This window comes from Mesorhizobium sp. CNPSo 4670 (genome assembly GCF_057784235.1).
This window is the reverse complement of sequence record NZ_JBWJFQ010000019.1, coordinates 121,476-136,020: the sequence shown is the minus strand read 5'-3', so window position 1 is coordinate 136,020 and position 14,545 is coordinate 121,476. Positions and strand designations below refer to the sequence as shown.

General features: G+C 62.0%; 14 protein-coding genes. 6 read left to right on the top strand and 8 right to left on the bottom strand.

Features of this window, described 5'->3' with window-relative positions; genetic code table 11:
• From AC0ZT5_RS27115 to AC0ZT5_RS27095, 5 genes are all read right to left on the bottom strand, one after another.
• The coding region (locus AC0ZT5_RS27115) for an autotransporter outer membrane beta-barrel domain-containing protein (protein WP_488498932.1) at positions 1-2,233 on the bottom strand (2,233 nt) is incomplete at its 3' end.
• Between the two features lie 122 nt (positions 2,234-2,355).
• Entirely contained in the window at positions 2,356-4,596 is a 2,241-nt protein-coding gene (locus AC0ZT5_RS27110; protein WP_488498931.1) for a beta strand repeat-containing protein, read from the bottom strand.
• Between the two features lie 156 nt (positions 4,597-4,752).
• Positions 4,753-5,031 carry a hypothetical protein gene (locus AC0ZT5_RS27105; protein ID WP_488498930.1) on the bottom strand — a complete coding sequence of 93 codons (279 nt, stop codon included), beginning with the start codon at positions 5,029-5,031 and terminating at the stop codon, positions 4,753-4,755.
• Positions 5,032-5,231: 200 nt separating this feature from the next.
• Positions 5,232-6,161, bottom strand: coding sequence for a glutaminase (locus AC0ZT5_RS27100; protein WP_095090705.1), 930 nt, complete (start codon positions 6,159-6,161; stop codon positions 5,232-5,234).
• 4 nt (positions 6,162-6,165) lie between these two features.
• Positions 6,166-7,314: a pyridoxal phosphate-dependent aminotransferase gene (locus AC0ZT5_RS27095; RefSeq protein WP_488498929.1), complete on the bottom strand. Its 1,149-nt coding sequence runs from the start codon at positions 7,312-7,314 to the stop codon at positions 6,166-6,168.
• 145 nt (positions 7,315-7,459) lie between these two features.
• Between AC0ZT5_RS27095 and AC0ZT5_RS27090 the strand changes: the two genes are divergently transcribed.
• The 6 genes from AC0ZT5_RS27090 to aat all read left to right on the top strand — a co-directional run bounded on the left by AC0ZT5_RS27090 (position 7,460) and on the right by aat (position 12,781).
• Positions 7,460-8,854 carry a M48 family metalloprotease gene (locus AC0ZT5_RS27090; protein WP_488498928.1) on the top strand — a complete coding sequence of 465 codons (1,395 nt, stop codon included), beginning with the start codon at positions 7,460-7,462 and terminating at the stop codon, positions 8,852-8,854.
• A gap of 71 nt (positions 8,855-8,925) precedes the next feature.
• The gene (locus tag AC0ZT5_RS27085; protein WP_095090708.1) at positions 8,926-9,729 is read left to right on the top strand and encodes a DsbA family protein; all 804 of its coding nucleotides are present in this window, start codon (positions 8,926-8,928) and stop codon (positions 9,727-9,729) included.
• A gap of 148 nt (positions 9,730-9,877) precedes the next feature.
• The gene (gene aroQ / locus AC0ZT5_RS27080) at positions 9,878-10,312 is read left to right on the top strand and encodes a type II 3-dehydroquinate dehydratase (RefSeq protein ID WP_488498927.1); all 435 of its coding nucleotides are present in this window, start codon (positions 9,878-9,880) and stop codon (positions 10,310-10,312) included.
• 26 nt (positions 10,313-10,338) lie between these two features.
• Positions 10,339-10,797 carry an acetyl-CoA carboxylase biotin carboxyl carrier protein gene (accB, locus tag AC0ZT5_RS27075; protein ID WP_488498926.1) on the top strand — a complete coding sequence of 153 codons (459 nt, stop codon included), beginning with the start codon at positions 10,339-10,341 and terminating at the stop codon, positions 10,795-10,797.
• 10 nt (positions 10,798-10,807) lie between these two features.
• Positions 10,808-12,151 carry an acetyl-CoA carboxylase biotin carboxylase subunit gene (accC, locus tag AC0ZT5_RS27070; protein ID WP_488498925.1) on the top strand — a complete coding sequence of 448 codons (1,344 nt, stop codon included), beginning with the start codon at positions 10,808-10,810 and terminating at the stop codon, positions 12,149-12,151.
• Positions 12,152-12,163: 12 nt separating this feature from the next.
• On the top strand, positions 12,164-12,781 hold the full coding sequence (aat, locus tag AC0ZT5_RS27065) for a leucyl/phenylalanyl-tRNA--protein transferase (protein ID WP_477287652.1): 618 nt from the start codon (positions 12,164-12,166) through the stop codon (positions 12,779-12,781).
• Between the two features lie 12 nt (positions 12,782-12,793).
• On the opposite strand, the gene AC0ZT5_RS27060 is transcribed toward aat, so the two are convergent.
• From AC0ZT5_RS27060 to AC0ZT5_RS27050, 3 genes are all read right to left on the bottom strand, one after another.
• Entirely contained in the window at positions 12,794-13,180 is a 387-nt protein-coding gene (locus AC0ZT5_RS27060; RefSeq protein ID WP_457153299.1) for a hypothetical protein, read from the bottom strand.
• Positions 13,181-13,255: 75 nt separating this feature from the next.
• On the bottom strand, positions 13,256-13,870 hold the full coding sequence (locus AC0ZT5_RS27055; protein WP_488498924.1) for a DUF2155 domain-containing protein: 615 nt from the start codon (positions 13,868-13,870) through the stop codon (positions 13,256-13,258).
• A 123-nt stretch (positions 13,871-13,993) separates the two neighbouring features.
• Complete coding sequence (locus AC0ZT5_RS27050) at positions 13,994-14,392, bottom strand: NADH:ubiquinone oxidoreductase subunit NDUFA12 (protein ID WP_488498923.1); 399 nt, start codon at positions 14,390-14,392, stop codon at positions 13,994-13,996.
• Between the last annotated feature and the right edge of the window lie 153 nt (positions 14,393-14,545).

The window sequence follows — 14,545 nt, the reverse complement described above, 5'->3', positions numbered from 1 at the left end:
TGACGATATCGGTGCCGTTGGCGCCGGCCGTGCTTTCACTGACGATATCGCCGGCATTGTCGACGAAGTAGGCGTCGTTGCCGGCCCCGCCTTGCATGGTGTCGGCACCTTCCTTGCCATCCAGCGTATCGTTGCCGCCAAGGCCGATCAGCGTGTTGACGCCGGAATTGCCAGTCAGCGCGTTGGCCAGGCTGTTGCCGGTGGCGTTGATCGAAGCCGCACTGCGCAGTGCGACATTCTCGATGTTGCCCGTGAAGTGGTTGCCATCGCTGAGGTTGATCGAGATGTAGCTGTTGACGATATCGTTGCCATTGGCGCCAGCGGTGCTTTCACTGACTATATCGCCGGCATTGTCGACGAAGTAGGTGTCGTTGCCGATGCCGCCTTGCATCGTATCGGCGCCCTCCTTGCCATCCAGCGTATCGCTGCCGTCAAGGCCGATCAGCGTGTTGACGGCAGAATTGCCGGTGATGACATTGGCGAAGGAATTGCCGGTGCCGTTGATGTTCGCCGATCCAGTCAGCGTCAGGTTTTCCAGTTCCTGGCCGGAGAGATTGAAAGAGATGGAGCTGTTGACCGTATCGGTGCCCTGACCATTAGCCTCGATCACATGATCCCCGGCATTGTCGACGATGTAGGTGTCGTTGCCTTGCGCTCCCCTCATCGTATCGGCGCCGCCGAGCCCGTCGATGACGTTGTTGCCGGAGTTGCCGGTGATCACATTGGCGATCGAGTTGCCGGTGCCATTGATATTGCGGGCGCCGATCAGCGTCAGTTTCTCCAACTCCTGGCCCGAGAGGTTGAAGGACACGGTGCTGTTGACTGTATCGATGCCCTGGCCATTCACCTCGACCACATGGTCTCCGTAATCGTCAACGAAGTAGGTGTCGTCGCCGGTGCCGCCGCTCATCAGATCGGCGCCGGCATCGCCGCTGATCGTATCATTGCCGCCAAGACCCGACAGCGTGTCGTTGGCTTCGCCGCCATTGATGTGGTCGGCAAAGACATTGCTGCCTTGCCAGATGTCATCGGCGGCGGTGCCGACGAAGACGGTAGGGTCGAAGATCTGGGCACGGATGCAGTCGATGCTGCCGTCACCGGCGTCTATAGACTGCCAGGTGACCACCAAGCGGCCATCGGCCAGTGGCGTGATCGCTGGGGTGTACTGATCACTGGTTGCCGTCGAATTGACGATGAAGTCGCTGCCGGCCGCCACGCCGTCGGCATTGTACACGCGGGCACGGATGCAGCCGTAGCTTCCGTCGCCTTCGTCAAGAGAACACCAGACTGCAACGAGACGGCCATCGGCCAGCGCCGTGATGGCCGGAGCAATCTGACTATCCGTTGTTGTCGAATTGACGATGAAGTCGCTGCCGGCCGCACTGCCGTTGGCACTGTAGACGCGGGCGCGGATGCATTGATTACTGCCGTCGCCAGGGTCAGATGAGACCCAGGTGGCCACGAAGCGGCCGTCGGCGAGCGCTGTGATCGCGGGATCATACTGAGAGCTCGGTGCCGTCGAATTGACTATGAAGTCGCTCCCTGCGGCGCTGCCGTTGGCATTGTAGATTCGGGCGCGGATGCATTCCAAGGAACCGTCGCCAGGGTCATAGGACCGCCAGATGGCAACGAAGCGGCCATCGGCCAGTGCCGTGATCGCAGGGTTAGTCTGATCGCTCATTGTCGTCGTGTTGACGATGAAGTCGTCGCCAGCCGCACTGCCGTTGGCATTGTAGACGCGGGCGCGGATGCAGTGTCCAGAGCCATCGCCGGTGTCATAGGACTCCCAGGCCGCTATAAAGCGGCCATCGGCCAGCGCCGTGATCGCGGGGTTGACCTGATGGTTCGTTGCTGTCGAATTGACGATGAAGTCGTTGCCGGCTGCACTGCCGTTAGCATTGTAGACGCGAGCGCGGATGCAATTGCCATCGCCGTCGCTAGTGTCTTCGGAATACCATGTGGCCACGAATCGGCCAGCGGCCAGCGCACTGATCGCAGGGGCGAATTGATAGGCCGTTGACGTCGATTCGATGATGAAGTCACTGCCGGCGGCGCTGCCGTTGGCGTCGTACACGCGGGCGCGGATGCAGCCGCCATCGCCGTCGCCGGTGTCAAAGGATGCCCAAGCGGTCACGAAGCGGCCATCTGGCAGCGCCGTGATCGCGGGAGCGAATTGATAGTCCGTTGCCGTCGAATTGACAATGAATTCCTGTCCTACGCGTCCGATGGGCATGGCTCGTTCTCTTTCGCTGCAGGCAGGGTGTGAAATGGCCAGCCGCCAGCATGGCATTGGCTGCACCTAAAAGGGGAATCAAGGTATCCCGTCTTGGTCAAGGACTGGTGGCACTTCTCACCTTACACCACGACGAAATCGGCGTTGGTCAGCGCGAGGTTTGCGGCCAGTGTAGCGAAATGGGTCGAGCCGCCAGCGGCACTGCCATTGCTGTCATAGTAGAGCCAGCCGGTGTCGGTCTCGTAGATGATATGATCGTTGCCGTCACCGGCAAGGCCGGTGGTGTTCTTGATGAACTGGTCGGCCGTCAGCGTGCCGCTGCCGCCAAGCGCGGCAAAGATGGCGTTATCGACCCGGATGGTGTCATCGGCAACCGAGAAGTCGGTGATGCGGTCGACATTGGTCGAGGCATTGAACGCCGTGGTGAAGACGAAGATGTCCTGGCCGGTGCTGCCGGACATCGTGTCGTTGCCGCCCCTGCCGTCCAGTACGTTGTTGCCGGAATTGCCGGTCAGCGTATTGGCCAGGCTGTTGCCGGTGGCGTTGATCGAAGCCGCGCTGCGCAGTGCGACGTTCTCGATGTTGCCCGTGAAGTGGTTGCCATCGCCAAGGTTGATCGAGATGTAGCCATTGACGGTGTCGGTGCCGTTGGCGCCGACTGTGCTTTCACTGACGCGGTCTCCGACGTTGTCGACGAAGTAGCCATCATTGCCCTGAGCCCCGATCATGGTGTCGGCGCCACCTTTGCCGTCCAGCAGATTGTTGCCGGAATTACCGGTCAGCGTGTTGGCCAGGCTGTTGCCGGTGGCGTTGATCGAGGCTGCACCGAGCAGCGCGACGTTCTCGATATTGCCCGTGAAATGGTTGCCGTCGCCAAGGTTGATCGACATAAAGCCATTGACGGTATCGTTGCCATTGGCGCCAGCCGTGCTTTCACTGACGTGATCGCCGGCATTGTCGACATAGTAGGTATCGTTGCCCTGTGCGCCGCTCATGGTGTCGGCGCCGCCTTTGCCGTCCAGTACGTTGTTGCCGGAATTGCCGGTCAGCGTGTTGGCCAGGCTGTTGCCTGTGGCGTTGATCGAAGCCGCGCTCCGCAGTGCCACGTTCTCGATGTTGCCCGTGAAGTGGTTGCCATCGCCAAGGTTGATCGAGATATAGCCATTGACGATATCGGTGCCGTTGGCGACGGCCGTGCTTTCACTGACGATATCGCCGGCATTGTCGACGAAGTAGGTGTCGTTGCCGGCCCCGCCTTGCATGGTGTCGGCACCTTCCTTGCCATCCAGCGTGTCGTTGCCGCCAAGGCCGATCAGCGTGTTGAAGCCGGAATTGCCGGTGATGACATTGGCGAAGGAATTGCCGGTGCCGTTGATATCACCCGTGCCCGTCAGCGTCAGATTTTCCAATTCCTGGCCGGAGAGATTGAAAGTGATGGAGCTGTTCACCGTATCGGTGCCCTGGCCATTCACCTCAATCACCTGGTCGCCGGCATTGTCGACGTAGTAGGTGTCGTCGCCGAGGCCGCCTTGCATGGTGTCGGCGCCGCCCTTGCCATCCAACGTGTCGTTGCCGCCAAGCCCGATTAGCGTGTTGATGCCTGAATTGCCTGACATGATGTTGGCAATCGAGTTGCCGGTGCCGTTGATATCACCCGTGCCCGTCAGCGTCAGATTCTCCAATTCCTGGCCGGAGAGATTGAAGGACACGGTACTGTTGACTGTATCGGTGCCCTCGCCATTGGCCTCAGTGACATGATCGCCGGCATTGTCGACCCAGTAGGTATCGTTGCCGGTGCCGCCTTTCATTGTATCGGCGCCGGCACCACCGTTGAGAACGTCGTTGCCCGCATCGCCGCTGATCGTATCATTGCCGCCAAGGCCCGACACCGTGTCGTTGCCGTCGCCGCCATTGATGTGGTCAGCGAAGACATTGCTGCCTTGCCAGATGTCCTCGGCGGCAGTGCCGACAAAGATGTTCGGGTCGAATATCTGGGCGCGGATGCTGCCATAATCCCAGGTGATCACGAAGCGGCCATCGGCCAGCGACGTGATCGCCGGAGGGCCCTCATAGCCCGTTGCTGTCGAGTTGACGATAAAGTCGTTGCCGGCCGCACTGCCGTCGGCGTTGTACAGGCGGGCGCGGATGCAGCTGCCATCGCCGTCGCCCGGGTCAAGGGAATACCAGGTAGCCACGAAGCGGCCATCGGCCAGCCCCGTGATCGCCGGGCCAGACTGATAGGCCGCTGTCGTCGAATTGACGATGAAGTCATTGCCGGCAGCTGAACCGTCGGCATTGTAGACGCGGCCGCGGATGCAAACGCTGGATCCGTTGACGGTGTTATAGGACTGCCAGGTGGCCACGAAGCGACCATCGGCCAGCGCCGTGATCGCGGGGGTAACCTGATCGAATGCTGTCGTCGAATTGACGATGAAGTCGCTGCCGGCCGCTGAACCGTCGGCATTGTAGACGCGGCCGCGGATGCAGGTACCATCGCCGTCGCCAAAGTCATCGGAACACTATGTGGCCACGAAGCGGCCATCAGCCAGCCCCGTGATCGCGGGGCTAGACTGATCGAATGCTGTCGTTGAGTTGACGACGAAGTCGTTGCCGGACGCTGAACCGTCAGCATTGTAGATGCGGGCGCGGATGCAAGTGCCGATGGTGTCGCCGTCATCATAGGAATGCCAGGTGGCGACGAAGCGGCCGTCGGCCAGTGTCGTGATCGCAGGGTAATACTGATAGGTCGGTGCTGTCGAATTGACGATGACTTCCTGTCCGATGCGTCCGATGGGCATGACTCGTTCTCTTTCGCAGCAGGCAGGGTTTAAGAACACAAGACTGCGTCAGGGGACCCGTCTTGGTCAAGGACTGGTGGTACCAATTTGCAGTCGTTCCCTACGCGTTACTGTAGTTATGGCAATTTTACAGGTTTACCGGCGGGGCGTGGCGGAATTTATTAGTAAAGCTGCATATTTCCGTGAAACGATCAACAGCTCTACGGCGCGAAGATCGACCAGTTCATCATCCTGGCCAGCTTTTCCAGCGCGATCGAGCCCAGCTTGGAATTGCCGTTGGCGTTGAGGCCGGGCGACCAGACGGCGAGCGAGGCTACGCCCGGCACGATGCCCAGTATGCCGCCGCCGACGCCGCTCTTGCCGGGAATGCCGACGCGGAAGGCGAAGTCGCCCGATCCGTCATAATGGCCGCAGGTCAGCATCATGGCGCCGATGCGCCGCGCCCGTTCGGCCGACACCACGGAATGCCCGGTCGCCGGGTTCTTGCCGCCATTGGCGAGGAAGCGGCCGGCGAGCGCCAATTGCCTGCAGCTCATGGCGATGGCGCAGTGGTGGAAGTAGACACCCAGCGCCAGCTCCGGCGCATGGTTGAGATTGCCGAAGGATTTCATGTAGTTGGCAAGCGCGAAGTTGCGATAACCGGTGGCGCGTTCGGAGGCCGCGACCTCGCGGTCGATGATGATGGTCTCGTCGTCGGCCAGGAACTGGATGAAGCGCAGGATTTCGCCGATCGCCTCGCGCGGCTGGTGGCCGGCAAGCAGGATGTCGGAAACGACGATGGCGCCGGCATTGATGAACGGATTGCGCGGAATACCGTTCTCATGCTCGAGCTGGACGATCGAGTTGAACGGATTGCCCGACGGCTCGCGTCCGACCCGCTGCCACAATGCGTCGCCGACATTGCCGAGCGCCAGCGTCAAGGTGAACACTTTCGAGATGCTCTGGATCGAAAAGGCCTGATCGGCGTCACCCGCCATCAGCACGCGGCCGTCATTGGTGACGGCGGCAATGCCGAACTTCTTGGGGTCGACCTTGCCGAGCTGCGGAATGTAGGTGGCAACAGCGCCGCGATCGGTGCGTTCGGCCATTTCGGCGGCGACTTCGGCCAGCGCCTGTTCGAGTTCCGGCATGGTGCTACCTCAACCAGCGTTCAATGCGCGCCATCGCCTCGACCATCTCGTCGTGGCTGCCGGCATAGGAGAAACGCATCGTGCGGTGCCCCGCCTGGGTGTCGAAGTCGCGGCCCGGCGTCGCCGCCACATGCGCCTGCGCCAACATCTTTCGTGCGAAGGCCATGCTGTCGTTGGTGTGCCTGGTGACATCGCAAAAGGCATAGAAGGCGCCGTCCATCGGTGCCGCCAGCGGAAAGCCGAGTTCTGGCAGGCGCTTCATCAAGAGCTCGCGATTCCAGGCGTAGCGGCCTTTCACCGCTTCCAGCTCCTCAGTCGCCTTGAACGCCTCGATCGCGGCGATCTGTGACAGTTCCGGCGGCGAGATGTAGAGGCTTTGGGCGACGCGCTCGACCGGCCGCACCAGCTCTTGCGGCAACACCATCCAGCCGATGCGCCAGCCGGTCATGCAGTAATATTTCGAGAACGAGTTGATCACCGTCACGTCGCCGCCATAGGCAAGTGCGGTGGTGTCAGGGGCGGCATAGGCCAGCCGATGGTAGATTTCGTCTGATATTACGGCGATGCCAAGTTCCTGCGCCGTCCTCACCAGGGCCGCCAGTTCATCGGCCGGTACGACGGCGCCGGTCGGATTGGCCGGACTTGCAAACAGCACGCCCTTCAGCGGCTTTTCGCGATGCGCGGTTTCCAGATGGCCGGCATGCAGGTAGGCGTCGTCGCCGAGTTCGATCTCAACCACATCGATGCCGAGCGCGGCCATGATGTTGCGATAGGCGGGATAACCGGGCGCGGCGATGGCGACGCGGTCGCCCGGATCGAACATCGCCAGGAAGGCAAGGTTGAAGGCGGCCGACGATCCGGTGGTCACCGCGATCCGGCTCGGCGGAATATCGAGGCCGTAGTGATCGGCGTAGTGTTCGCCAATCGCCTTGCGCAGCGCGGCGAGGCCGAGCGTGTCGGTATAGCCGATACGTCCGTCCTCCAAGGCCTTGGCCGCGGCCGCGCGAACGCCGATCGGCGCCGGGTCGGAGGGCTGGCCGACGGCCATGGAAACAACCGGCACACCCTGGGCCTTCAGGCGGTTTGCCTCGGCCAGAATGTCCATGGCGTGGAAGGGCTCGACATTGCCACGACGTGAGAGCGAAACGACCATTTAACCAGTATTCCCGATGGTTGAAGGCGCCAAACTCGGGCGCATGCGCCGCACAAATGCCCGATTGATGTGAGGATCACAAGTTGAGGAAGTTTCCGGCGCCGACTTTTCATCTTTCGCCCGCTCGTCTACCAGTGGAACCATCATGTTGAGCCGACCCAGATCGACGATTGCCCGGACAGCGCGCGTCTTTGCGACGCTTTCGCTTGGCGTTGCCGTCGCGTTGGCGGATTCGGTCAGCGCCTTCGCCCAGAACGTGCCTGTGGTCCGCGACGCAGAGATCGAGGCGCTGGTGCGCGACTATGCGCGGCCGATCTTCAAGGCGGCAGGACTGGCGAACGACGGCATCGACATCGTGCTGGTCAACGACCAGAGTTTCAACGCCTTCGTCACCGGGCGCCGGCTGTTCATCAACACCGGCGCGCTGATGACGGCCGAGACACCCAACGAGATCATCGGCGTCATTGCCCACGAAGCCGGCCATATCGCCGGCGGCCACCAGCAGAAGCTGCGCGAACAGCTCGAACGTGCCAAGACGATGGCCATCATCGCCACATTGCTAGGGGCCGGCGCCATGGTCGCCGGTGCCACCACCAACAGCCGCGGCCTTGCCGGCGCCGGCATGGGCATGGCGGCTGGCGGCGGCGAGATGGCGCAGCGAAGCATCCTCGCCTATCAGCGCACCGAGGAGATAACCGCCGACCGCTCGGCGATCACCTATCTCAACGCCACCGGGCAGTCCGGCATGGGCATGCTGAAGACGTTCCACCGTTTCCAGACGGCGCTGTCGCTGTCGGGCGCCCAGGTCGATCCCTACCGGATCAGCCATCCGATGCCGCAGGACCGCATCGCCAATCTCGAAGTGCTGGTGAAACAGAGCCCCAATGTCGACAAGGTCGACCCGCCGGCGCTGCAGCAGCGGCACGACATGATGCGCATGAAGATCGCCGTCTATATGGAAGGCCAGGCGGGGTTGGCGCGGCTGATGCGCAAGATGCCCGGCAGCCTTGCCGCACAATATGGCGATGCCGAGTCGACGTACCTGTTCGGCAACATAGCGACCGCGCTCGCCAAGACCAATGCACTGATCAAGGCGCAGCCGAAGAATGCATATTTCCAGGAACTGCGCGGCGACATCCTGATGAAGGCGAACAAGCCCAAGGAGGCCGCGGATGCCTATGCCAAGGCGGTCAGCCTCGACCCGGCGCGGTCGGGGTTGCTGCCTGTCTCCCTTGGCCAGGCGCTGATGGCCGTCGGTACGCCTGAATCCCTCAAGAAAGCCGTCGTGCAGATCAACAATGGTCTGCAGCGAGACAAGGAAAATGCCGCCGGTTACCGCTACCTTGCGCAGGCCTATGGCGAACTGGGAGACATACCGGGCGCAGAACTTGCCACCGCCGAAGGTCATTTCTATTCCGGCAACTATAAGGATGCTAAGATCTTCGCCATGCGGGCACAGCAGCAGATGAAGCGCGGCGAACCGCGCTGGCTTCGCGCCCAGGACATCATAAACTACGCACCATCGACCAAGATCAAGTGAACCTTCCGGCGGCACGCCGCGACACAGTCAGACGAACCGGGCCGGAAAATCAGGTAGAAGGAACAGGAACGATGAAAAAGGCACTGCTGCTGGGCACCACGGGGGCCGTGGCCGCCCTGGCCATGCTGGCTTTCGGATTCGTGGCCGGAAACCCACAGATTGCCAAGGCCGGTACGGCGCAGCCGGCCCAGACGGCAGAGGCCGACACCAAGATCGACCGGACCGAGGTCGAAGGCATCATCCGCGACTATCTGTTGAAGAACCCGGAAGTGCTTCTGGAGGTTCAGGACGCGCTCGAAGCCAAGCAGAAGGAAGAGCAGCGCATCGCCCATATGGGTGTCATCAAGGATGCCAAGGACCAGATCTTCAACTCGGCCTTCGACGGCGTCGTCGGCAACCCGAACGGCAAGGTCACCATCGTCGAGTTCTACGACTACAATTGCGGCTTCTGCAAACGAGCCATCGACGACATGCGGGCGCTGACCAAGTCCGATCCGGACCTGCGCTTCGTGCTCAAGGAATTCCCGATCCTCGGACCGGATTCGCAGAAGGCGAGCGTGGTTTCGATGGCGTTCCACCTGATGAAGCCGGAAAAGTATGGCGAGTTCCACAACGCACTGCTCGGCGGCCAGGGACGCGCCACCGAGGCGGCGGCGATCAAGATCGCGCTTTCGCTCGGCGCCGACGAGGCGACGCTGCGCGAGAAGATGAAGGACCCGTCGATCAACGAGGCCTTCTCCAAGACCTACGATCTTGCCAACAAGCTGGCGATCACCGGAACGCCGTCCTATGTGGTCGGCAACGAGGTCGTGTTCGGGGCGCTTGGACAGGAAGTGCTGGCCGAAAAGATCGAGGCGGCGAAAGCCGCGCTCTGATCTTGCTCACGAGCGCATTCTCACGGTCACATTCCGCGCGTTGTGGACAGTGAAAGAACACACTTGCGCTCTTTTCGCAGGCGTCTATGCCCATTATAGAGGGCCCAGCGCGCCGGCTTGATGTCGGCGCCGGGAAAGGTCGGCTTTTTTGAAAACGGTTTTCGTCCTGAACGGTCCCAATCTCAACGCGCTCGGCAAGCGCGAGCCGGGCATCTATGGCGGCAAGACGCTTGCCGCGATCGCCGAGGACTGCAAACAGGCCGGCACTGCACTTGGGCTCGAGATCGATTTCCGCCAGTCGAATCACGAGGGCGACCTTGTCGAGTGGATTCAGGAAGCTGGCGACAAGGCCGCCGGCATCGTCATCAATCCAGGCGCCTACAGCCACACCTCGATCGCTATCCACGACGCCATCCGCGCCATCGCGCCGCTGCCCGTCGCTGAAGTCCATCTTTCCAACATCCATGCGCGGGAACCATTCCGCCACGTGTCCATGGTCGCGCCGGTTGCCGTCGGCATGATCTGTGGCTTTGGGCCGCTCGGCTACACGCTGGCCCTGCAGGCGCTGGCCGCACGCCTATGACCGGCCAACAAACAGAAGGCTCGAAAATGTCGATAAAGAAGACCGGTGTTGACCAGCAGCTGATCCGCGATCTGGCGGGCATACTGAACGACACCAACCTCACCGAGATCGAGGTTGAACTGGGCGACCTGAAGGTGCGTGTCTCGCGGCAGGCCCCGGGCGTGCACGCGATCGCGGCACCGCAGCCGGCCTATGCGCCGTCATCCGCCCAGCCCATTGCCGCGGCAGCCCCGGCAGCGGTCGACGTGGCGAAGAACGCGATCACCTCGCCGATGGTCGGCACCGCCTATCTGGCGCCATCGCCCGACGCGAAGGCGTTCATCGAAGTCGGCCAAAAGGTCAAGGAAGGCCAGACGCTGCTGATCATCGAGGCGATGAAGACGATGAACCAGATTCCTTCGCCGCGCTCCGGCACGGTGACGGCGATCCTGTTCGAGGATGCGACGCCGGTCGAATACGGCATGCCGCTCGTCGTGATCGAGTAGAGCGGGCCGGATGTTCCAGAAGATCCTCATCGCCAATCGCGGCGAAATCGCGCTTCGGGTGCTGCGCGCCTGCAAGGAACTCGGCATCCAGACGGTGGTGGTTCATTCGACCGCCGACGCCGACGCCATGCATGTTCGGCTCGCCGACGAAAGCGTCTGCATCGGGCCGCCGCCGTCGCGCGACAGCTACCTCAACATCCATCAGATCGTCGCCGCCTGCGAAATCACTGGCGCAGATGCCGTGCATCCGGGCTATGGCTTCCTGTCGGAAAACGCCAAGTTCGCGGACATCCTGGCCGCCCACAACATCACCTTCATCGGCCCGTCCGGCGACCATATCCGCATCATGGGCGACAAGATCGAGGCCAAGCGCACCGCAAAACGGCTCGGCATTCCGGTGGTGCCCGGTTCGGATGGTGCGGTCACCGATGAAAAAGAGGCCAAGCGCGTTGCCGGCGAGATCGGCTATCCCGTGATCATCAAGGCGTCGGCCGGCGGCGGCGGACGCGGCATGAAGGTGGCGCATACCGAAGCCGACCTCGAGGTCGCCCTGCAGACGGCGCGCTCGGAGGCCGGTGCCGCCTTCGGCGACGATGCGGTTTACATCGAGAAGTACCTGGAAAAGCCGCGCCACATCGAGGTGCAGGTGTTCGGTGACGGTTTTGGCCGCGGCGTGCATTTCGGCGAGCGCGATTGTTCGCTGCAGCGCCGCCATCAGAAGGTCTGGGAAGAGGCGCCCTCGCCGGCCCTCAATGCCGAGGAGCGCGCGCGCATCGGCGGCGTCTGCGCCAAGGCGATCGCCGACCTCGGCTATTCCGGTGCAGGCACGATCGAGTTCCTCTACGAGAATGGCGAGTTCTATTTCATCGAGATGAACACGCGCCTGCAGGTCGAGCATCCGGTCACCGAAGCGATCACCGGCATCGACCTCGTGCATGAGCAGATCCGCGTGGCGTCGGGCGGCGGACTTTCGGTCAAGCAGGAAGACATCAAGTTCAACGGCCACGCCATCGAATGCCGTATCAACGCCGAGGATCCGCGCACCTTCACCCCCTCGCCCGGCACGATCACCCACTTCCATACGCCGGGCGGTCTCGGCATCCGCGTCGATTCCGGCGTCTATTCCGGCTACAAGATCCCGCCTTACTACGACAGCCTGATCGGCAAGCTGATCGTGCATGGGCGCAACCGCGTCGAGTGCATGATGCGGCTGCGCCGCGCGCTGGATGAATTCGTTGTCGACGGCATCAAGACGACGTTGCCGCTGTTTCGCGATCTCGTCGGCAATGCCGACATCGCCAATGGCGACTACGACATCCACTGGCTGGAAAAATATCTGGCCAAGGAAGAGTAGTCCGGGGACGCGATGACCCGCCCCTTCGCGCCCGGCTATCGCATCCCGACCGACCTTTTGCTCAAGGCGTACGCCTCGGGCGTGTTCCCGATGGCCGAAAGTGCCAGCGACCCGGAGGTGTTCTGGGTGCGGCCGGAAACGCGCGGCATCATCCCGCTTGATGGTTTTCACACGCCGAAAAGCCTCAGGAAAACGATCAAGAAGCATCCTTTCGACATCCGTTTCGATTTCGATTTCGAGGCGACGATCGACGGCTGCGCCGAAAGGCGCGAGGAGCGCCGCTCAACCTGGATCAATGCGCCGATCCGCGAAGCCTATGTCCAGTTGCACCGGATAGGGCATTGTCATTCGGTCGAGGCATGGCACGAGGACCGGCTGGTTGGCGGCCTCTACGGCGTATCCCTTGGCCGGGTGTTCTTTGGCGAAAGCATGTTCGCCAGGGAGACGGACGCGTCCAAGACCTGCCTTTATTATCTCGTCGAGCGGTTGAAGGCGCGCGGCTTCGCTCTGCTTGATACGCAGTTCACCACAGAGCACCTCAAGCGCTTCGGCGCGGTCGACGTGCCGCGCGGCAAGTACGAGAAAATGCTGGCCGACGCGCTGAAGGGCGAGGCCGTATTCTATCCCTGACGATCCGGCCTCTTACTTCCCGGCCGCGGCTTGCAGCGGCGTCTGCGAATGGAACATCATCTTCCAGCCGTTGACGCGATGGACGTAGCCGGTACTGACCAGCGCCGCGTAGGGTTCGCCGTTCTCACGCGTCGCATGCGCCTCGTAGGTTAGCATGACGATGTCGCTGCCCGGCTCAATTATTCCCTTGAGCTCGATGTCGAGATCGCGCCAACGGTTGGGCTTGGTTGCGGTCTTGGCGAGATCGGCATTGTCCATGGCCTGTGCCATCTGCGGAAACGCCACCAGGCATTCGGTGTCGGCATTGGCCGCGTAGTAGGCCGCGTCACCCGTCCAGAACCCTTTTTCGAGTTCGAGCAATTCCGCCTTGCCGGCGGTGATCCGCTTGCTGTCTGACATCGGATTATCCTCCATGCGCATGAATGCGCGGTCGTCCGTGGTCAAACGCATGGTGGCCACGACGGTTCCAGAGGATCAATTGGCTTCGGTGGTATCCGGTTCCGTGGTATCCGGTTCCGTGATAGCCGGGTCCGTGGCATCGGGCTGTACCACGTCCGGAGTGGCGGCAGGATTCGGCTTGGCCGCTGCAGGCTTCGACGCGTCGGCTTTGGTCGCGTCCGCCTTGGCGGCGTCGGGCGCCGGCACATCCGACTTCTGCTTGCACTCCTTTAGCCATACGTCATAGACCGCATGCTCGACGGCGTTGAGGCCAGGGCTCTCGGCAAACATCCAGCCGGTGAAGATGCGGCGGATCTTTCGGTCGAGTGTGATCTCGTCGACCTCGACGAAGGAATCGGTCTTCGGCTCTTCGGTCTGCGGCCGCGAATAGCAGACGCGCGGCGTCACCTGCAAAGCACCGAACTGCACCGTCTCGTCGATATAGACATCGAAGGTGATGATGCGGCCGGTGATCTTGTCGATGCCGGCAAACTCGGCGATGGGATTGGTCACCCGGTCCGATCCTGCGGGCGCCGCCGGCGCCGGTGCAGCGGGTGCCGGTTCAGGCGAAGCGGCAAAGGCAGCGGTGCTGACGGCAAGACTGGCGGCTAGCGCAAGGCCGCCCGTCGATATTCGGTTGGAAAAGCTCATCTAGGGGTACCGGTGGTTCGCGCCCGGGTGATTCTGTCGATCGCCAAGGCTAGTCGCCGTTTTCTGATCAGCAAGCAGCTAAACACCAATTGTGGCGATAAAGGATCGGCCCGCACCCACCCGTTACGACCCGGGTGTCCAGGCGTCGTAGTCGCCGGTGACCTGAGGGCGATGCTGATTGGTCAGCACCGAGCCTTTCGGGCGGTAGGCCGTCGGGGTGCCCGTTAGATTGGGCTGATGCGGCTTCTGCCAATCGCGCGGCTGGTAGGTCTCGCTGGCCGGCGCGACATCGACACGGTGATGCATCCAGCCATGCCAGCCGGGCGGTATTGCGGAGGCTTCGGAATAGTTGCGGTAGATGACCCAGCGGCGCGTGCGGCCTTCCGAATCGATGCCGCCTTCGTAGTAGACATTGCCCGTCTCGTCCTGGCCGACCTTCTTGCCATACCGCCAAGTGTGCAGGCGCGTTCCCAGCGTCTGGCTGTTCCACCAGGTGAAAAACTGCGTAAGGAAAGTCTTCATCTCAGAACCCTCGCGCCGGCAGCGCCCGTTTCCTGCTTATGGCGTCAGGCCTTCGGGAAGGCAAGGGTTTTGCCGCAGGGAGGACGCAAATGGCTTGCCGGGAACCCGACACAAGCCCGTGATCCTCTCGACCGCAAGATGCACGCTTGCCAA